Annotated in this window: 20 protein-coding genes and 1 pseudogene; 12 read left to right on the forward strand and 9 right to left on the reverse strand. The window is 69.9% G+C overall.

The window, feature by feature from the left end:
* Window positions 1-163 precede the first annotated feature (163 nt).
* The 5 genes from ftsZ to ACZ63D_RS17415 all read right to left on the reverse strand — a co-directional run bounded on the left by ftsZ (window position 164) and on the right by ACZ63D_RS17415 (window position 5,131).
* Entirely contained in the window at window positions 164-1,477 is a 1,314-nt protein-coding gene (ftsZ, locus tag ACZ63D_RS17395; protein WP_465355311.1) for a cell division protein FtsZ, read from the reverse strand.
* Between the two features lie 295 nt (window positions 1,478-1,772).
* Window positions 1,773-2,534, reverse strand: coding sequence for an anti-sigma factor (locus tag ACZ63D_RS17400; RefSeq protein WP_465355312.1), 762 nt, complete (start codon window positions 2,532-2,534; stop codon window positions 1,773-1,775).
* Window positions 2,531-3,139, reverse strand: a complete 609-nt coding sequence (gene sigK / locus ACZ63D_RS17405) for an ECF RNA polymerase sigma factor SigK (protein ID WP_465355313.1) — start codon at window positions 3,137-3,139, stop codon at window positions 2,531-2,533. Before sigK ends, ACZ63D_RS17400 begins: the two co-directional genes overlap by 4 nt.
* Window positions 3,132-3,857 (reverse strand): DUF1365 domain-containing protein, encoded by a 726-nt coding sequence (locus ACZ63D_RS17410; protein WP_465355570.1) that lies wholly within the window; start codon window positions 3,855-3,857, stop codon window positions 3,132-3,134. Before ACZ63D_RS17410 ends, sigK begins: the two co-directional genes overlap by 8 nt.
* On the reverse strand, window positions 3,851-5,131 hold the full coding sequence (locus ACZ63D_RS17415) for an NAD(P)/FAD-dependent oxidoreductase (RefSeq protein WP_465355314.1): 1,281 nt from the start codon (window positions 5,129-5,131) through the stop codon (window positions 3,851-3,853). Before ACZ63D_RS17415 ends, ACZ63D_RS17410 begins: the two co-directional genes overlap by 7 nt.
* A gap of 63 nt (window positions 5,132-5,194) precedes the next feature.
* Here ACZ63D_RS17415 and ACZ63D_RS17420 point away from each other — a divergent pair, with 63 nt between their 5' ends.
* Together ACZ63D_RS17420 and ACZ63D_RS17425 are read left to right on the forward strand one after the other, a co-directional pair.
* Window positions 5,195-6,433 (forward strand): class I SAM-dependent methyltransferase, encoded by a 1,239-nt coding sequence (locus ACZ63D_RS17420; protein ID WP_465355315.1) that lies wholly within the window; start codon window positions 5,195-5,197, stop codon window positions 6,431-6,433.
* Entirely contained in the window at window positions 6,430-7,209 is a 780-nt protein-coding gene (locus ACZ63D_RS17425) for a DUF1295 domain-containing protein (RefSeq protein WP_465355316.1), read from the forward strand. Before ACZ63D_RS17420 ends, ACZ63D_RS17425 begins: the two co-directional genes overlap by 4 nt.
* 66 nt (window positions 7,210-7,275) lie before the next feature.
* Here ACZ63D_RS17425 and ACZ63D_RS17430 read toward each other — a convergent pair whose 3' ends face one another.
* A complete protein-coding gene (locus ACZ63D_RS17430; protein WP_465355317.1) occupies window positions 7,276-7,785 on the reverse strand; it encodes a DinB family protein in 510 nt (169 codons plus the stop codon).
* A gap of 117 nt (window positions 7,786-7,902) precedes the next feature.
* On the opposite strand from ACZ63D_RS17430, the gene ACZ63D_RS17435 reads away from it, so the two are divergent.
* The 6 genes and pseudogenes from ACZ63D_RS17435 (at window position 7,903) to purU (ending at window position 12,319) form a co-directional block, all read left to right on the forward strand.
* Entirely contained in the window at window positions 7,903-8,337 is a 435-nt protein-coding gene (locus ACZ63D_RS17435; protein ID WP_465355318.1) for an OsmC family peroxiredoxin, read from the forward strand.
* Window positions 8,338-8,767: 430 nt separating this feature from the next.
* Window positions 8,768-9,268, forward strand: coding sequence for a DUF2505 domain-containing protein (locus tag ACZ63D_RS17440; protein ID WP_465355319.1), 501 nt, complete (start codon window positions 8,768-8,770; stop codon window positions 9,266-9,268).
* The gene (locus tag ACZ63D_RS17445) at window positions 9,247-10,047 is read left to right on the forward strand and encodes a class I SAM-dependent methyltransferase (protein ID WP_465355320.1); all 801 of its coding nucleotides are present in this window, start codon (window positions 9,247-9,249) and stop codon (window positions 10,045-10,047) included. Before ACZ63D_RS17440 ends, ACZ63D_RS17445 begins: the two co-directional genes overlap by 22 nt.
* 69 nt (window positions 10,048-10,116) lie before the next feature.
* Window positions 10,117-10,902, forward strand: coding sequence for a DedA family protein (locus tag ACZ63D_RS17450; protein ID WP_465355571.1), 786 nt, complete (start codon window positions 10,117-10,119; stop codon window positions 10,900-10,902).
* Window positions 10,811-11,422: pseudogene (locus ACZ63D_RS17455) on the forward strand (maleylpyruvate isomerase family mycothiol-dependent enzyme); the annotation flags it as partial. The gene ACZ63D_RS17450 and the pseudogene ACZ63D_RS17455, both read left to right, overlap by 92 nt.
* Window positions 11,423-11,467: 45 nt before the next feature.
* Entirely contained in the window at window positions 11,468-12,319 is an 852-nt protein-coding gene (gene purU, locus ACZ63D_RS17460) for a formyltetrahydrofolate deformylase (protein WP_465355572.1), read from the forward strand.
* Between the two features lie 43 nt (window positions 12,320-12,362).
* On the opposite strand, the gene ACZ63D_RS17465 is transcribed toward purU, so the two are convergent.
* Window positions 12,363-13,412, reverse strand: coding sequence for an NAD(P)-dependent alcohol dehydrogenase (locus tag ACZ63D_RS17465; RefSeq protein WP_465355321.1), 1,050 nt, complete (start codon window positions 13,410-13,412; stop codon window positions 12,363-12,365).
* A 121-nt stretch (window positions 13,413-13,533) separates the two neighbouring features.
* Between ACZ63D_RS17465 and ACZ63D_RS17470 the strand changes: the two genes are divergently transcribed.
* A complete protein-coding gene (locus tag ACZ63D_RS17470; RefSeq protein ID WP_465355573.1) occupies window positions 13,534-14,151 on the forward strand; it encodes a TetR/AcrR family transcriptional regulator in 618 nt (205 codons plus the stop codon).
* On the opposite strand, the gene ACZ63D_RS17475 is transcribed toward ACZ63D_RS17470, so the two are convergent.
* Complete coding sequence (locus ACZ63D_RS17475) at window positions 14,132-15,076, reverse strand: helix-turn-helix transcriptional regulator (RefSeq protein WP_465355322.1); 945 nt, start codon at window positions 15,074-15,076, stop codon at window positions 14,132-14,134. The genes ACZ63D_RS17470 and ACZ63D_RS17475 overlap by 20 nt on opposite strands.
* A gap of 62 nt (window positions 15,077-15,138) precedes the next feature.
* On the opposite strand from ACZ63D_RS17475, the gene ACZ63D_RS17480 reads away from it, so the two are divergent.
* Genes ACZ63D_RS17480 through ACZ63D_RS17490 form a run of 3 tightly spaced genes read left to right on the forward strand, consistent with a single transcriptional unit; the run spans window position 15,139 to window position 16,646 of the window.
* Window positions 15,139-15,531 (forward strand): RidA family protein, encoded by a 393-nt coding sequence (locus tag ACZ63D_RS17480; protein WP_465355323.1) that lies wholly within the window; start codon window positions 15,139-15,141, stop codon window positions 15,529-15,531.
* On the forward strand, window positions 15,528-15,932 hold the full coding sequence (locus tag ACZ63D_RS17485; RefSeq protein WP_465355324.1) for an SRPBCC domain-containing protein: 405 nt from the start codon (window positions 15,528-15,530) through the stop codon (window positions 15,930-15,932). Before ACZ63D_RS17480 ends, ACZ63D_RS17485 begins: the two co-directional genes overlap by 4 nt.
* A gap of 54 nt (window positions 15,933-15,986) precedes the next feature.
* Window positions 15,987-16,646 (forward strand): haloacid dehalogenase type II, encoded by a 660-nt coding sequence (locus ACZ63D_RS17490; RefSeq protein WP_465355325.1) that lies wholly within the window; start codon window positions 15,987-15,989, stop codon window positions 16,644-16,646.
* Here ACZ63D_RS17490 and ACZ63D_RS17495 read toward each other — a convergent pair.
* A complete protein-coding gene (locus ACZ63D_RS17495) occupies window positions 16,636-17,649 on the reverse strand; it encodes an NADP-dependent oxidoreductase (RefSeq protein ID WP_465355326.1) in 1,014 nt (337 codons plus the stop codon). The two genes, ACZ63D_RS17490 and ACZ63D_RS17495, sit on opposite strands and share 11 nt — an antisense overlap.
* Window positions 17,650-17,733 lie beyond the last annotated feature (84 nt).

Raw genomic sequence — 17,733 nt, forward strand, 5'->3', positions numbered from 1 at the left:
TCCTCTCTCTCCCCCCCTTCCCTTCCCCCCCCCCTCCCCCCTTCCCACCCCCTCGTCTTTCTTCTCCCCCCCCCCCCCCCCCCCCCCCCCCCCCCCCCCCCCCCCCCGAGACGGCAACGGCCGCCCCGGAAGAACCGGGACGGCCGTTGTCGCGAAACCGTGCTTACCGCCGCATGAAGGGCGGCACGTCCACGTCGTCGTCGGTCGGGTCGTCGTGGACCGTCGTCGGGCGGCTCGGCAGGCCGCCGGTCGCCGAGCCCGAGCCGATCGGCGAATACCCGCGCGAGCCGCCGCCCGGCTGCGGAAGGCCGCCCGGCGGGGTGCCGGCGCCCGGCTGCGGCAGGCCCGAGGCCGGGGTCCGCGGCGGGGCGACCGGGTAGCCGGAGCTGCTCGCGGGCGGCACCGGGGTGGCCCCGCTCGGCGGCGAGGTCTGCGAAGCCGAGCCGCCGACCTGGCCCGCCGAGGCGGACGCGGTGCCGTTGCCCTGCTTTCCGCCGAACGCGGGCGGGTCGAGCTTCTTGTGGGTGGGCGCGCCGGCGTCGAACCCGGCCGCGATCACCGTGACGCGGACCTCGTCGCCGAGGGAGTCGTCGATGATCGTCCCGAAGATGATGTTCGCGTCCGGGTGCGCCGATTCCTGCACGAGCGACGCCGCCTCGTTGATCTCGAACAGCCCGAGGTCCGAGCCGCCCGCGATGGACAGCAGCGCGCCGTGCGCCCCGTCCATCGACGCTTCCAGCAGCGGCGAGTTGATCGCCTTCTCCGCGGCCTGGATCGCCCGTCCCTCGCCGCGCGCCGAGCCGATGCCCATCAGCGCGGAGCCCGCGCCGGACATGACGCTCTTGACGTCGGCGAAGTCCAGGTTGATCAGGCCGGGCGTGGTGATCAGGTCGGTGATGCCCTGGACACCGGACAGCAGCACCTCGTCGGCGGAGCGGAACGCGTCCATCAGGGACACGCCGATGTCGCCGAGCTGCAGCAGCCGGTCGTTCGGGATCACGATCAGCGTGTCGCATTCGTTGCGCAGCTGCTGGATGCCTTCTTCGGCCTGCTTGCCGCGGCGTTTGCCCTCGAAGGTGAACGGCCGGGTCACCACGCCGATCGTGAGCGCGCCGAGCTTGCGGGCGATCTGCGCGACGACCGGCGCGCCGCCGGTGCCGGTGCCGCCGCCCTCGCCCGCGGTCACGAACACCATGTCGGCGCCCTTGATGACCTCTTCGATCTCCTCGCGGTGGTCCTCGGCCGCCTTCTGCCCCACTTCGGGGGCGGCGCCGGCGCCGAGGCCGCGGGTCAGTTCCCGGCCGATGTCGAGCTTGACGTCGGCGTCGGACATGAGCAGTGCCTGCGCGTCGGTGTTCACCGCGATGAACTCGACACCCTTGAGGCCGACCTCGATCATCCGGTTCACGGCGTTCACGCCGCCGCCGCCGATGCCGACGACCTTGATCACCGCAAGGTAGTTGTGCGGGGGCGTCATCGGGTCCGCCTTCCTGATCGTGATGTGCACATGCCGCCCGCCGGGGCCGGAAACCCTCAACCTCAACCCGAGAGTGAGAGTTATGTCAACCACCGGCGTCAAGGCAGGACGGTAGGCGCCGCGCGAGCTCTAATCCAGTAGCCACGCCGTGAGCGGCAAAGGTGTTTTGCCACAACGCGAAGCCGCGCGCAAGGGCGGAACCCGCCGCCGGGCCTGGCGGCGGGTCTGCTATGCGAGAGCGAGAGCACCCGCCGCGGCGGCTTCCCCGCGCAGGCCCAGCGGTCCGCGGAACCGGCTACGCGGGCACCGAGGCGACGAGCACGACGTCGCTCGACGGCTTCCCCGACGGCGACCCGCCCGCCTGCTCCACGCTCACCGCGAATTGCTGCGCGCCGGCCAGGCCGTCCGCCACCACCAGCGAACCCGACGGTCCGCCCGGCAGCAGCCCAGCCGGGCGCGGCGCGAGATCCGGGCCCATCAGCCAGGCCTCGTAGACCTGCCCGGACGGAACCGGCGGCAGCCCCGACTGCATGAACATCACGCGGTCCAGCTTCCGCGAAACCACGACCGTCCCGCCGCCTCCGCGCGGCGACGCGACGTGCGACGTCTGGCTGTCCGGCGCGGCGAGCAATTCGGCCACCGGCTGGTACCGCTCGCGCGCGGCGTCCAATTCGGACTGTGCGCTGGTGAGCTGGCTGCTGGTGTGCAGCGCGATCCCGCCGAACACGCCCGCCAAGGCGAGTCCGACGACCGCGGCCGCGGCGGCGATCAGCATCGGCCAGCGCCGCGGGCCGCGCACGCGCGGTTCCGTGGCACCGGTTCGCGGCGGAAGCTGGCGTGTGGTGCGCATTTCCGCCAGCACCCGGTCCTTGAGCCCGGACGGCGGCTGTTCGTCCATCGCCGCGCCGAGCCGGGCCGCGGTCTCGCTCAGTTCCCGCACTTCCTGCGCGCAGGAGTCGCACTGTTCGAGATGGCGGCGGAACTGGGCCCGCTCGACCTCCGACAGCGCGTCGAGCGCGTACGCGCCGGCCAACGTGTGCATCTCGGGACTGCTCACGCCGTCACCCCCAAGCAGTCGCGCAACCGGATCAGCCCGTCGCGCAGTCTGGTCTTGACCGTCCCCTGCGGCGTGTCCAGCACGTCGGCGACCTCGCGATAGGTGTAGCCCTGGTAGTAGGCCAGGAGTACGGATTCCCGCTGCAGTTCGGTCAGCGTTTTCAGGCAGCGGCGCACCTGCGAGCGTTCCAGCCGGGTCGCGACGGATTCGGCGACCTCGTCGAACGGCCGCCCGCGCGCGGCCTCGAAGGTCGCTTTCCGTTCGCGTTCGGTGCTCGCCCGCGCGGACCGGACCCGGTCGACCGCCCGGCGGTGCGCGAGCGTCATCGCCCAGTTCAGGACGCTGCCCTTGGCCGGCGAGTAGCGCGTCGCGGTCTTCCACAGCTCCACGAGCACCTCCTGCGCGACTTCCTCGGACTGCGCGGGGTCCCGCACGATGCGGCGGACGAGCCCGTAAACGGGACCGGCCAGCTGATCGTAGAGCCGTTCGAAGGCGCGTTCGTCTCCCTTGGCGACCAGCGCCATCAGGTCTTCGGCGCTCGTCTGCGGCACCGCCGAAAGCCGGTCGGCCGGGCGGGTGTTCTCGTCCCGTGCGCTCTCATCCATGGAGGGCTCCTGCCGTGTTCTGTCCGGTCCGGGCGACAAGCGGGGCCTTGCGCCGCCACAGCGCGAGCCCGTGGCGGCGGATCAGCGCGGCGACACGCTGCGGTTGCAGCGGCCGGCCCAGCAGGAAGCGCGCGAGCGTGCGGATCCCGACCGGACGGCGGACTCCTCGCAGCGTAGCGGTCAGCGCGGCGTCGCCGTCCTGATGCAGGACGACGGTCAACGCCAGCAGCGCGTCCGGGCGCGGCAGGTGCATCCGGTACTCCCCCGCCATCTCCTGGAACGGCGACACGTAGAACTCCTTCTCCGCCCGCAGGTTTTCGCCCGGCTGGAGCAGATAGGCGTGGCGGCCGCCGTAGGTGTTGTGCACCTCGGCGACCACGCAGGCGAGCGCGCCGTCCGGCGTGTGGCACCAGTAGACCGTGATCGGGTTGAAGACGTACCCGAGAACGCGCGCCGACGCGAGCATCGTCACCGGCCCGCCGCGCAAGTCCACTCCGCGGTGCGCGAGCCAAGCGTCCAGTTTGGACCGGATGTCGCCGGGTTCGTCGCGGCTGAAATGGTCGCGGCCGTCGAAGCGGGCGAACGGCCGGAGCCACCACGGCAGCCTGGGCAGATCGTCGAGGTCGGTCCGCCACAGATACATCCGGTGCGCGAACGAATAAGGCGGATCGGCGCGGCGGACGTGCGCGACGGTGGCGTCGTAGAGAGCGGTCACCAGGCCACCCCGAAACTGGCTGCGGCGCGGACGCCGGAGGAGCAGCCGTCTTCGTGGAATCCCCAGCCTTGATAAGCACCGGCGTAGGCGAGGACGCCGTCGTTCAATTCCGCGAGACGTCTCTGCGCGGCGACGGATTCCGGCGTGTAGATCGGATGCTCGTACGACATTTTCGCGACCACGACATCCGAATCGAGGTCGGCGCCGGGATTGAGCGTGACGGCATATGTCGTCGCTTCGTTGAGCCCCATCAGGCGATTCAGGTCGTAAGTGACTTGGACGGCGCGCATCTCCGCGCCGCAGCCGGGCGTCCGGTAATTCCAGGAAGCCCGGGCAGCGGGCGCCGTCGGCAGCACGGCGGGATCGGTGTGCAGCCAGGCTTCGTTGCGCGAGTAGCGGAAGGCACCGAGCAGTTCCTGTTCCGCCGCAGTGGGATTCGTCAGCAAACGCAACGCTTGGTCCGCATGCGTCGCGACCACGACCCGGTCGACCCGATGCGCGGTGTCGGCGTCGTCGCGCACCTCCACGCCGCGCGCGGTCCGCTGCACCGCGCGAACCGGAGTGGACAGATGCACGGCGGTCAGTTGTTTGGCCGCGCGTTCGACGTACTCGCGCGAACCGCCGACGACCGTCCGCCAGGTCGGCGAATTCCGCACGGTGAGCATTCCGTGATTGCGCAGGAACTCGAAGAGATACCGCGCCGGATACTGCATGGTGTCCGTCCGGTCGGCCGACCACACGGTGGACACGAGCGGCAGCACGAAATGATCGACGAAATACCGCGAATACCCGCCGATCGCCAGGAACGCGCCGAGCGGGACGTCGCCGGCGTCGGCGCGATCCAGGAGCCGTGCGGCGTGCCGGTGGAACCGCTTCACCTCGGCGAGCATGAGCAGGTAGCGCGTGGAGGCGGCGTTCCTCCGCTGCGCGAACAGCCCGCGCGCGCCTTTCGCCCCGGCGTACTGCAGGCCGCAGCCGTCGCAGCGGATGCTCATCGACATCTCGGTGTCGCGGGTGCGGACGCCGAGTTCGCCGAACAGGCGCAACAGCGTCGGGTAGGTGCGCTCGTTGTGGACGAGGAACCCGGAATCGACGGCGACCGTCCCGCCGTGCGCGCTCGGCACGTCGTGGGTGTGGGCGTGGCCGCCGAGCCGGTCGTCGGCCTCGAACAGCAGAACCTCGTAGCGGCGCTGCAGCAGGTACGCGGCGGTGAGGCCGGCGACCCCGCTGCCGATGACAGCGATGCGTTGTCCCGTGGTGTGGTGCACGGAGGGCATTCGGCGCGGCGGCCCGGCCGGATTGGCGCCAATCCGCGCGAATCTCGGCTCCGAAGTCCTCGTATGCCGAAATCCGCAGCTGACCGCATCGCCGGCTTCGCCGAACGCATCCTCGGCGGCCCGCTTCCGGTGGCCGTCCGCACCTGGGACGGACGCCGGGCCGGGCCGGCCGGGCCGACCGTAGTCCTGAACAACCGCCGCGCGCTGCGCTGGCTCCTGTATTCGCCTGGCGAGCTGGGCTTGGCGCGGGCGTACGTGTCCGGCGACCTGGACGTCGAGGGCGATCTCACCGAGGCCTTCCGCCGGGCGTGGGCGTACCGGCCGCAGCTGTCCGCGCGAGACTTCGGCGAGGCAGTCCGCCTGGCCGCCCGGCTCGGCGTCTTCGGCCTGCCGCCGAAACCGCCCGCCGAGGAAGCCCGGCTCCGCGGGAAGCTGCACACCCTCGGCCGGGACCGGTCGGCGATCTCGCACCACTACGACCTGTCGAACGCCTTCTACCAGCTGCTGATGGACGACTCGATGGCGTATTCCTCGGGCTACTGGTCCGACTCCGCCGATCTCGCCCGCGCCCAGCACGACAAACTGGACCTGATCTGCCGGAAGCTCGGCCTGCGCCCGGGCATGCGCCTGCTCGACGTCGGCTGCGGCTGGGGTTCCCTGCTCGTGCACGCGGCGAAGCACTACGGCGTCGAGGCCGTCGGCGTCACGATCTCCGCCGAGCAGGTGCAGCACGTCAAGACCCGGCTGGCGCAGCACGATCTGGACGACCGCGTCGAGGTCCGCCAGCAGGACTACCGAGAGCTCGTCGGAGTTTCCTTCGACGCCGTAGCCTCGATCGAAATGGGCGAGCACGTCGGCGAAGTCAACTACCCGGCCTACACCGCCACGCTGTACCGCATGCTCAGGCCCACTGGACGCCTGCTGCTGCAGCAAATGTCGCGCGGGGCGGTCGCGCCGGGCGGCGGCGCGTTCATCGAGCGCTACATAGCCCCCGACATGACCATGCGCCCGCTGAGCCGCACCCTCGGCCACCTCGAAACCGCGGGCTTCGAAATCCGCGACGTGCACGCGCTGCGCGAGCACTACGTCCCGACCGTGCGCGCCTGGGCAGACACCCTGGAACAGCACTGGGACGAAGCCGTCGCCCTGATCGGCGAGGCAGGCGCCCGAGTCTGGCGGCTTTACCTGGTGGGCGGCGCGCTCGCCTTCGAAGAAAACCGGATGGGCGTAGACCAGATCCTCGCCGTGCGTCCCGATTCCCGGGGCCGCTCCGAAATGCCGTGGACGAGGGAGTGGGCATGATCGCGCTGCTCGCCCTCACCGCCGGAGTCACCCTCGCCGCGGTGACCCTGACCTTCGGCATCGCCCGCCTGCGTGGCCGCTACGACACCATCGACACCTTCTGGGGCCTGGGTTTCGCCCTCGTCGCGGTGGTCTCGTTCCCCTTCGGCACCGCCCCGCCAGCCCTGCGCCTGACGACCGCCGCACTCACCGTCATCTGGGGCGTGCGCCTGGCCGTCCACCTGCACCTGCGCAACCGAAGCAAGCCGGAGGACCCGCGCTACCAGCAGATCGTCGAACGCGCCGGCGCGAACCCCGGCGTCCGGATCTTCGTGCGAACCTATCTGATGCAGGCGGTGGTTCTGTGGTTCGTCTCGCTGCCGGTGCAATTCGCCATGTCCGGTACGGGTTTCGGGATCACCGCCTGGCTGGGCGTGGCGGTCTGGCTGGTCGGCTTCGCCTTCGAAACCGTCGGCGACGAACAACTCCGCCGCTTCCGCGCGGATCCGGCCAGCCAAGGCGAAGTCCTCGACACCGGCCTGTGGCGCTACACCCGCCACCCGAACTACTTCGGCGACGCCTGCGTCTGGTGGGGCCTGTACCTGCTGGCCTGCTCGACGTGGCCCGGCGCCGCGACGATCCTGTCCCCGATCGCCATGACGTTCACCCTCGCCCGCGGCACCGGCAAACCGATGCTGGAGAAAGGCATGCGGCAGACCCGCCCCGGCTACGCCGACTACATCGCCCGCACCAGCGGTTTCTTCCCGCTGCCGCCCAAAAAACTCACGCCCCGATGAGCCCGCTCGCCCGTTAACCCACGCCACGGTCGCGCGCGGCACTTCGAGGCCGCGCGCGACCGAGGCTCACTCCCCGGTGAGCCCGTCGGTCAGCTCGCGCAGCAGATCCAGATGCCCGAGATGACGCGCGGTTTCCTCGATCATGTGCGCGACGACCCACCGCACCGTGAGCGGTTTGTCCCCCTTGAACAGCACCGTGTCGTCGAACCCCCGAGCCGCCACGACCTCCCGGCACTTCTCGGCCTCGGCCTCGTAGTCGGCGATCAACCGCGTCATCGGCAGCTCCAACGCGACCCGGAACTCAGCGTCGCGATCGATCTCGAGCCGATCCGCCCACTCGTCCGGCTGCCCGTCGAGCACGACGCGGAACCAGTAATTCTCGACGAGCGTGAGATGACACAACAGCCCGGCGATCGTGGTCAATTCGCTGGGCACGTGCGTGCGGCGGGCCTGCTCGTCGGTGAGCCCGGAGCATTTCCACACGACACTGGCCCGAAGGAAGTCGAGAAAGCCGGTGAGCTGGGTGCGCTCGTCCCCCGCCATCGGCGGGTCAGGACGTTCAGGAGCATCGGTCACAGCTCGCAGTCTGCCGCACCGCGCCACTCCTTTTCGCGATTTACCTTGCACGCAATGTAATTGCGCACTACCTTCATGGGCAGACAGTGTTCCCGCTCTCATGAAGGAGACACCCCGATGCCCAGCCGCGACGCGACCACCCACTGGACCGGCGGACTGCAGAAAGGCAAGGGCGCGGTCACGTTCGACTCGTCGAACCTGGGCACCTACGAGGTGTCCTTCCCCACCCGCGCCGGCGATCCGGACGGCCGGACCAGCCCCGAAGAACTCATCGCCGCCGCCCACTCGAGCTGCCTGGCGATGAACTTGTCCGGCGTACTGGAATCCCACCGCCTGGAAGCCGAATACATCGACGTCTCCGCCGAAGTAACCCTGGGCCCAGCCAACGGCGGCGGCTTCGAAATCAGCGGCATCGCCATCACCTTGCGCGCGAAACTGGACGGCGTGACCGAAGACCAATTCGCCGAACTGGCCGAAACCGCAGAAAAAACCTGCCCAGTTTCAAAGGCCCTCTCCGGCACCACCATCACCCTGGACGCCGCACTGGCCTAACGCCCGCCTATTTCCGCGAGGGAACCTTCACAGCCTCTGATTCCCCCAAGGCGGCCCTCACGGACATCTCAACCACGCCACCCGCAACAAGCCCCGACGACGCTCCCCGCCCCCACCGCGCAACCACGCGCGACGACTACCGAGAAAACCTCTTGCACGCGAAGCGCGCTCATCGGAGCACTAGCCCCACCCAACCGCCGCAGACACACCCAACATCCCCAGGCGCCCAGCCCTCCCCCGCACCCCGATACGAAGCCTCCCTGCGGTTCGGGGGTGCTTGTCAAGGCATCTTTCCCGCCTTGACAAGCACCCCCGAACCGTCAGCACAATCAACCTTCGGGGTGCCCCACGCAACCACCCCCGGCGCAATGTCGCCCCCCCAGGGCGACGAGCCGACCCCCCACCCCACCCACCCGGTACTGTCCGTTTCATGGGATCCCGGATCGACCACCGAGGCGAGTTCACCGGCTCACTGGCGGACGTCTTCGCCGCAGTGGCCGGAGAGGAAGCACTCCGCGCCCGCCTAACCGCCTTAGGCGGCGACGACGCCAAACTCCTCACCTACACCGCCTCCCCGGACTCCGTCCGCTACGAACTCCAACACAGCATCAAAGCCGCCAAACTCCCCCAAGCCGTCCGCGCCCTCCACAAGGGCGACATCATCGTCAACCGCACCCAGACCTGGACCCGCTCCGGCACCGAATACACCGGCCGCTCCGACGTCGGCGTCGGCGGCGTACCAGGCGAAATCGGCGCCTCGACCTACCTCACCGACAAGGACGGCAAAGTCCTCCTCCGCCTGACCGGCGAGGTAGTCGTGCGGATTCCCCTCTTCGGCGGCCGGATCGAAGAGTTCGTCTCCGAGCAGGTGGTCAACCTGCTGCGGAGCGAGGACGAGTTCACCGCGCAGTGGCTGGCCGAGCGCGCCTGACTCCGGTGGGAGCCCCGACCAGGGGCACCACCAATCCCAACCGGTTGCGCCGGGTCGACCGCTGGCTCGCGAGCGATCCGGCCGTCACCCGGCTGCTGCGGCGGGGCGAAAGTCCCCTTGTCGTCGATCTCGGCTACGGAGCGTCGCCGGTCACGACGGTCGAGCTGGCCCGCTGGCTGGCGCGCGTACGGCCGGACGTCCGGGTGCTCGGGCTCGAACTCGACCCAGAACGCGTCGCCGCCGCCCAGCCCGCCGCCGATCCGCCCCGGCTCGACTTCCGCCGCGGCGGCTTCGAGCTGGCCGGGACGCGGCCGGTCCTGGTGCGCGCGTTCAACGTGCTCCGGCAGTACGCCGAGGACGAGGTCCCCGGCGCGTGGCAGCTGATGCTCGACGCGATGCCGCCGGACGGCCTGCTGGTCGAGGGCACCTGCGACGAGATCGGCAGGCTGGTCACGTGGGTCCTGGTCGGGGCGGGCGGCCCGCGCACGCTGACCCTGTCGTTGCGCCTCGCCGACCTCGACCGTCCGTCCACAGTGGCCGAACGGCTGCCGAAGATCCTCATCCACCGCAACGTTCCCGGCGAACGCGTGCACGCCCTCATGTCCACTTTGGACGAATGCTGGGCGGCAGCCGCGCCGCACCGTTCCTTCGGTGTGCGCGCCCGCTGGACTACCACCGTCGCCATGCTCGCCGACCGCGGCTGGCCGGTTTTCGGCAATCCGGACCGCCGACGGCTGGGCGAGCTGACCGTGGCCTGGGAGAGCGTCGCGCCACGCTGAACCCACCTGTTCACCGCCCGCACCCCGCTGGGTCATCCCGTGGTGACCTTGAGTGCTGACGATGAGCGGGTGGAACTGCTGGAACACGTCACCGAGCTGATCCGGGGCACGCTCGGCTCGCCCTGGCTGTGGGTGCTCGTGTTCGCGATCGCCGGACTGGACGCGCTGCTCCCGTTCATGCCGAGCGAAACGACCGTGGTCACCGTCGCGGTCCTGATCGGGCCGGACCTGGGCAGGCTCGCGCTGCTGGTCGTCGTCTCCGCCGCCGGTGCGTGGGCGGGCGACTGTCTCGGCTACGCCGTCGGCCGTGCCGCCGGACCCCGGGCCGTCGCCTGGCTGGAGCGCGGACCGTCCGGACGGCACCGCTACGAATGGGCTCGCGACCAGGTCCGCCGGCAGGCACCGCTGCTGATCATCGCCGCCCGCTACCTGCCTGGCGGACGCGTCGCGAGCGCGCTCGCCAACGGCAGCCTCGGCTATCCGCTGCGCCGCTTCGTGCCGCTCGACGCCATCGGCGCGGCGTTGTGGTCGGTGTACAGCGCGTTGATCGGGCTCGCCGGAGGTGCCGCGTTCGCCGATCGCCCGGTGTACGGCCTGCTGCTGTCGTTCCTGCTCGGGTTGCTGCTGGTCGCGCTCATCGAGTTCGGCCGACGAGTGCGGGTGCGCAGGCTACGGTCACTGCATGGACGCGCCACGCCTGCTGGAAGCGATCGACATCCACGCCGACCGGATCAAGGCCGCGACGCTCGCCGCGGGTCCGGCGGCACCGGTCCGGAACTGTCCGGAGTGGACAGTGCAGGACCTGGTGACACACCTGACGACGGTGCTCTCGTACACGGTCGCTGCGATCACTGACCAGAAAGTCGAGCTGAGACCGGCGAACACCTGGGAGGACACGCTCGGCCGCTGGGACGGCGAACGCCTGGCCGTCCGCGAAGCGCTGCGCCTCCCGGCGGAAACCCCGTTGCGCTCGCCGTTCCCGCACGGCGGCCCGGTCACCGTCGGCGACTGGACGCGGCGGCTCGCGCACGAGTTCGCCATCCATCGGCTCGACGCGGAAAGCGCGCTGCCCGCGCCGCCGGTCACCCGGTACCGCACGGAATTCGCCGAGGACGGCATCGACGAGTTCCTCGCCTTCCTGACCCCGCGCCGCGCCCAGCCGAGCGGCCGCTCCGGGATCGTCCAAGTCAGCACCGACACCCGGGCCTGGACGGTTCTCCTGCGCCCCGATCAGCCGCCGACGCTGGGCGAAGGCGTCCCGGACCTCTCCCTCACCGGCCCGGCCGACGACGTCTACCGCGCGTTGTGGGGCCGCCCGAACCAAGCCCGGAAAGTCGGCGACGCCACCCTTCTGGAGCCCCTCGCAGCGCCCTGACCAGCGGCCGGTGAGAATGGGCGCGTGTCAGAACCCCAGCGTTACGTGCTCACCTTCGGCTGCCCCGACCGCACCGGCATCATCGCCCGCATTTCGGGCTTCCTCGCCGACCACGGCGGAATGATCGTCGAGGCGGCGTATCACACCGACCCCGACTCGGGCTGGTTCTTTACTCGCCAGGTCGTGCGCGCCGACTCGCTGCCCTTCGACGCAGCGGGATTGCGCGAGCGGTTCGGCGCGGTGGCGAGCGAACTGTCGGCAGAGTCGAGCTGGCAGGTGCGCGACACCGGCGAGCGGCCGCGTGCGGTGGTGCTGGTGTCTAAGGCCGGGCACTGCCTCTACGACCTGCTCGGCCGGGTCGCCTCCGGTGAGCTGGAGGTCGACATCGCCGCGGTGATCGGCAACCACGATTCGCTCGCGGACATCACCCGCGCGCACGGGATCCCGTTCCACCACGTGCCGTTCCCGGCGGGCGACCCCGAGGGCAAAGCGGCCGCGTTCGCCAAGGTCCGCGAGCTGGTCGACGAGCACGACCCGCACGCGATCGTGCTGGCGCGGTTCATGCAGGTGCTGCCCGCGGAACTGTGCGAGGCGTGGGCCGGGCGCGCGCTGAACATCCACCACAGCTTCCTGCCGTCGTTCATCGGCGCGAAGCCGTATCACCAGGCGCACACCCGCGGCGTGAAGCTCGTCGGCGCGACCTGCCACTACGTGACCGCGGACCTGGACGCTGGGCCGATCATCGAGCAGGACGTGATCCGGGTCGACCACGGCGATTCGGTGCAGGACCTAGTGCGCAAGGGGCGTGACATCGAGAAGGTGACGCTCGCCCGCGGCCTGCGCTGGCACCTGGAAGGCCGCGTTCTGGTGCACGGCAACCGAACCATGGTGATGTGAGTGGTTGCTGCCGGTGCGAACCGGCAGCAACACCCACGAGACCTCACGCGTTGATCGTCGAAGTGTCGATCACGAAGCGGTACCGCACGTCGCTGTTCTCGACCCGCGCGTAGGCCTCGTTCACCTGGTCCGCGCTGATCGTCTCGATCTCCGCGCCGACGCCGTGCTCGGCGCAGAAGTCCAGCATCTCCTGCGTTTCCGCGATGCCGCCGATCATCGAACCGGCCAGCACGCGGTTGCCGCCGAGCAGGGAGAAGACGTTGTACTCCAACGGTTCCCCCGGCGCGCCGACGTTCACCATCGCGCCGCCGACCCGCAGCAGGCTGAGGTAAGCGTCGACCGGCAGCTTCGCCGAGACGGTGTTGAGGATGATGTCGAACCGGCCGGCGAGCGTCTCGAAGGTCGACTCGTCGCTGGTCGCGTAGTAGTCCTTCGCGCCAAGGCGAAGTCCGTCTTCCTGCTTCTTGAGGCTCTGGCTGAGCACGGTGACCTCCGCGCCCATCGCGACGGCCAGCTTGACCGCCATGTGCCCGAGCCCGCCGAGCCCGACGACGGCGACCTTCTTGCCCGGTCCCGCGCCCCAGCGGCGCAGCGGCGAGTACGTGGTGATGCCCGCGCACAGCAGCGGCGCGGCGACGTCCAGTTCGATGCCTTCCGGAATGCGGCAGACGAACGCGTCCTTCACGACGATCTGGCGGCTGTATCCGCCGTAGGTGTTCTCGCCGTCGAAACCGACGCCGTTGTAGGTCTGGATGTTGCCCTTGACGCAGAACTGCTCGAAGCCGTCCTTGCAGTACTCGCATTCGCCGCAGGAATCGACCATGCAGCCGACCCCGACCCGGTCGCCGACCTGGTACTTCGTCACGTCCGAGCCGACCGCGGCGACCACGCCGGCGATCTCGTGGCCCGGCACCATCGGGAAGATCGCGGTGCCCCAGTCCTGGTGCACCTGGTGCAGGTCGCTGTGGCAGATGCCGGCGTAGGCGATGTCGATGAGTACGTCGTCCGGCCGCAGGTCACGACGCTCGATCGTCGTCGGGGCGAGCGGTCCGCCCGGCGTCGCGGCGGCGATGGCGGGGGTGGTCGTGGTCATGAAGCCCTCCTGGATGTCCCGTCCGGTCTGGGACAAAGTCGATGTAAGAACCCTCTTACATCGACTACCGTAGGCGGCGGCTTATTCCACGGCGCGATCACGATCGGGTGTGACCTACGACATGGCGGCGCAGTACCACCACCGGAATCTGCGCGCCGAGCTCGTGCGCGTCGCGTTCGACCTGATCGCGGAAAACGGGGTCGCCGGGTTCTCGGTCGCCGAAGCCGCCCGGCGGGCGAAGGTCTCCGCCGCCGCGCCGTACCGGCATTTCCCGGACCGCGCGGCGCTGCTGGCCGTAGTCGCCGCCACCGCGGCACGCCAGCTGCGCGAACTCGCCGAGGAAGCAGCCGCCGCCGAGACGGACGAAGGCGCCGCGTTGGCCGCGGTCTCCGCCGCGCACACCAAGTTCCTGATCGAGACCCGGATCGGCCTGCACGTGTTCTTCACCGCCGAGCTGGCCGGCGCGCAATACGTCGAACTGCACGACGCCCGCCGCGAATTGATCGACGCGTCACTGCTGCGCTGTCTCGCGGTCGCGCCGGACCCGGTCACCGCGCTGGAACTGATGGAGCAGCTCCACACCCAGGCGTACGGCTACGGCGACTTCTACCTCAACGGCGTCTACCAATGGCTCGGCTACCCGACCGAGCAGGTCGTCGCCAAGTCCCGGCGGGCCGCCCGGATCGTGATCGAGGCTTACCGCGCGGGAAGCCCGGCGATCAGTCCGGCGGAGTGGTGACGTAGCGAGCGGCCAGCCAGGAACCGAAGGCGTGCAATCGATCGGTGAGCGCTGGCGGCTCCAGCACGTCGAAATCCACGTCCAGGTAGGCCAGCCAGCGCGCGGCCCAGTCGAGATCGTCGGTGCCGAACCGCAGTTCGCACTCGTCGCCGTCCTCGACCACGGTGGCCACACTCGGGTCGACGAGTTCCCGGACCAGGTCGGCGGAAGTGTGCACCTGGACCCGGACGCGATACCGCCAGCCCGCGTCGGTGACGAGATCGACCACAGTGGACGGTGGTTCCGGCGCGGACAGCCGGGTCCCGAGTTGCTGGACCGCCTCGATTCGGTCCACGGCAAAGACTTTCCATTCCGTCGCCCCGCGCGGACAGGCGACGACGTACCACTGCCGCCGGACCGTGACGAGCCGATACGGCTGCACATCAACGGGTTTCGCCGACGGAGCGTCCAGTGCTCGATGCCGGATCCGGACGGCTTCGTGAGCCCGGCAAGCCAGCGCGAGCGGCACCAGGATGTCGTGTGCTGCATGCCGAAAAGGCTTACCTGGCAACGATTCCACGTCCGTTAGCGCGGCGAGCCGGGTTTGCCAGCGCGTCGGCACGACCTGAGTCAGCTTGGCCAGCGCGGTCACCGTCGCGGTTTCGAGCCCGTCGACCGCCACCGCCGTCTGCAGGCCGAGCGAGACCGCGGCAACCTCGTCGGCGTCCAGCAGCAACGGCGGCATCGCGGTGCCGTGCGCGAGCCGGTAGCCGCCGACCCGGCCCGGCTCTCCGTCGATGCGGTAGCCGAGTTCGCGCAGCTGAGCGATGTCGCGCCGGGTGGTGCGCTCGGTGACGCCGAGCCGGGCCGCGAGGTCGGTGGCGGAAATGCCCGGACGCGCCTGCAGCAACGCCAGCGTCTCCAGGCGACGGCTCGTCGTGGTCATGGTCCTGATTCTCGCGCAAAACTAGGACAGTATCCGACCGGGTATCTGGTCATACTCATCTCATGACTCAGCTGCTCCGCCCCGAAGGGCTCGTCCAGTCCCCCGCTTTCACCCACGTCGCGGTAGTTCCGCCGGGTGCGGCGACGATCTACGTCGGCGGCCAGAACGCGGTCGACGCCGATGGCAAGCTCGTCGGCGGAACCGACGTCGTCGCGCAGGTCGAGCGGGTGATGGCCAACCTGAAAACGGCACTGGCCGCCGCGGGCGCGACCGTTCAGGATGTGGTGATGCTGAACATCTTGCTGGTCGCGGACGTCGACCTCGCCCAGGCTTATCCGGCCGCCGCCGCGGCGCTGGCGGGCGCGACGCCCCCGGTGACCGCGCAGCGGGTGGCCGGGCTCGCCGTACCGGGCGCGCTCGTCGAGGTCAGCGCGATCGCGGCGGTGACTCGATGAGCGTCGGGCAGACCAAGGACGCGGGCTGGCAGATCGGGGTGTCGAAGACGATCGGCCGTTCCGCCGAGGACGTCTGGGACTTCATCACTTCCGCGGAAGGCGTCGCGATCTGGCTCGGCGAGGGCGTGACTGTCTATTCGGAACCAGGCGTCGGATACGAGACCGCCGACGGAATCCGCGGCGAGACCCGCTCTTTCCGCGAACTGGACCGGATCCGGCTCACCTGGCAGCCGGCCGGCTGGTCGCACGAGACGACGTTGCAGCTGGCCGTGCGTGCCAGCGGCCCGGACAAGGCGATGCTGCGCATTCACCAGGAGCGGCTGGCCAATGCCGCCGAACGGGAGCAGCAGCGCCGCCATTGGCAGGGAGTTCTCACCGAACTGATCACCGCGCTTGCCTAGCCCGCAGCCCACGGAGGACCCTGGTACGCAAGCGGTTCACCGGCAGGAGGCGCGATGCTGTGCGTGTTCGACGTCAACGAGACGCTGCTCGACCTGACCGTGCTCGACCCGCTGTTCACCAAATTCACCGGGGATCCGCGAGCCCGGCAGGAATGGTTCACGCTCGCGATCCACACCGTGCTCACGGTGACCGCGACCGGGCAGTACCGCGATTTCGCGCAGATCGCCGGGGAAGCCGCGGTCGCGGTGTGCGCACAGCACGGCCATGAACTGACCGACATCGAGCTGGTGAAGGTCGGCGACGGCCTGCGTTCCCTGCCCGCGCACGCGGACGTCGTACCCGGCCTGGACCGGTTGCGCCAGGCCGGGCACCAGGTCGTCGCCCTCACGAATTCACCGCTCGCGACCGCCGAAGCACAGCTGCAAAACGCTGGCCTGGCAACGAAATTCGACCGGATCTTCTCCGCGCAGCAGGTCAGCAGGCTCAAGCCCGCGCCGGAGCCGTACCTCCAAGTGCTGCGGGCGTTCGGCGTCGAACCCGGCCAGGCGGTGATGATCGCCGCGCACGGCTGGGACATCGCCGGCGCGCAAGCCGCGGGACTCCGGACCGCACTGCTCGCGCGTCCCGGAGTCCATCCGCTGCCCGGCCTTCCCGCCGCGACCTACACCGCGGCGACGATGCCCGAGCTGGCCGAGGCGATCGTCAGGAACTGATGCGCACCAGCATCTTTCCGGTGTTGGCACCGCTGAGCAGACCGAGGAAAGCGTCCGGCGCGTTGCGGATACCGTCCACAAAGGTCTCCGAGTACTTGATCTCGCCGGAAGCGACGAGCGGCGCGACCTCGGCCACGAACTCCTGCATCAGGTGCCAGTGGTCCAGCACGAGCAGGCCGCGCATGGTGATCCGCTTCGCGATGAGCTGCACCAGGTTGCGCGGGGCCGGAGTCGGCTCGGTGGCGTTGTACTGCGAGATCATGCCGCAGATGGCGATCCGGCCGTGCAGGTTCATCGACGCGATCGCGGCTTCCAGGTGCTCGCCGCCGACGTTGTCGAAGTAGACGTCGATGCCCTCGGGCGCGGCCGCGGCGAGTTGCTCGGCGACCGGTCCGTCCTTGTAGTTGAAGGCGGCGTCGAAGCCGAGGTCCTCGGTGAGGTGGCGGACCTTCTCCGCCGAACCCGCGCTGCCGATGACGCGCTTGGCACCCTTGAGCCGCGCCAGCTGTCCGACGAGCGAGCCGACCGCACCGGCCGCGCCCGAGACGAAAACCGTGTCGCCGGGCTTGAATTCCGCGCTCACCAGCAGCCCGGCGTACGCGGTGAGACCCGGCATGCCGAGTACGCCGAGGTAGGTCGAAAGCGGCGCGACGGAATCGTCCACTTTGACCGCTCGCTTGGCGTCGAGCACCGCGTGCGTGCGCCAGCCCGCCTGGTGCAGCACGTGGTCGCCGACCGCGAAATCGTCCACAGTGGACTCGATGACCTCGCCGACCGCACCGCCCTGCATGGCCTCGCCCACTACGAACGGCGGCGAGTAGGACTTCACGTCGTTCATCCGGCCGCGCATCGCCGGGTCGACGCTCATCACCAGGTTGCGCACCAGGATCTGGCCCGGACCCGGCTTCGGCACCTCGGTCTCGACGATGTCGAAGTTGTCCATGGTCGGCATGCCGTGCGGACGGGCCGCGAGCCGGATCTCAGTCGCTGTGGGTGCGTTCACCGTCGAACTCCGTTTCGTTCAAGCTGGATTGAAGCGGGGCGCGCGCCCCGCCTCTCCGGCCAACGGAGCAACCGGGGCGCGCAT

This window comes from Amycolatopsis sp. NPDC104775, assembly GCF_055583325.1.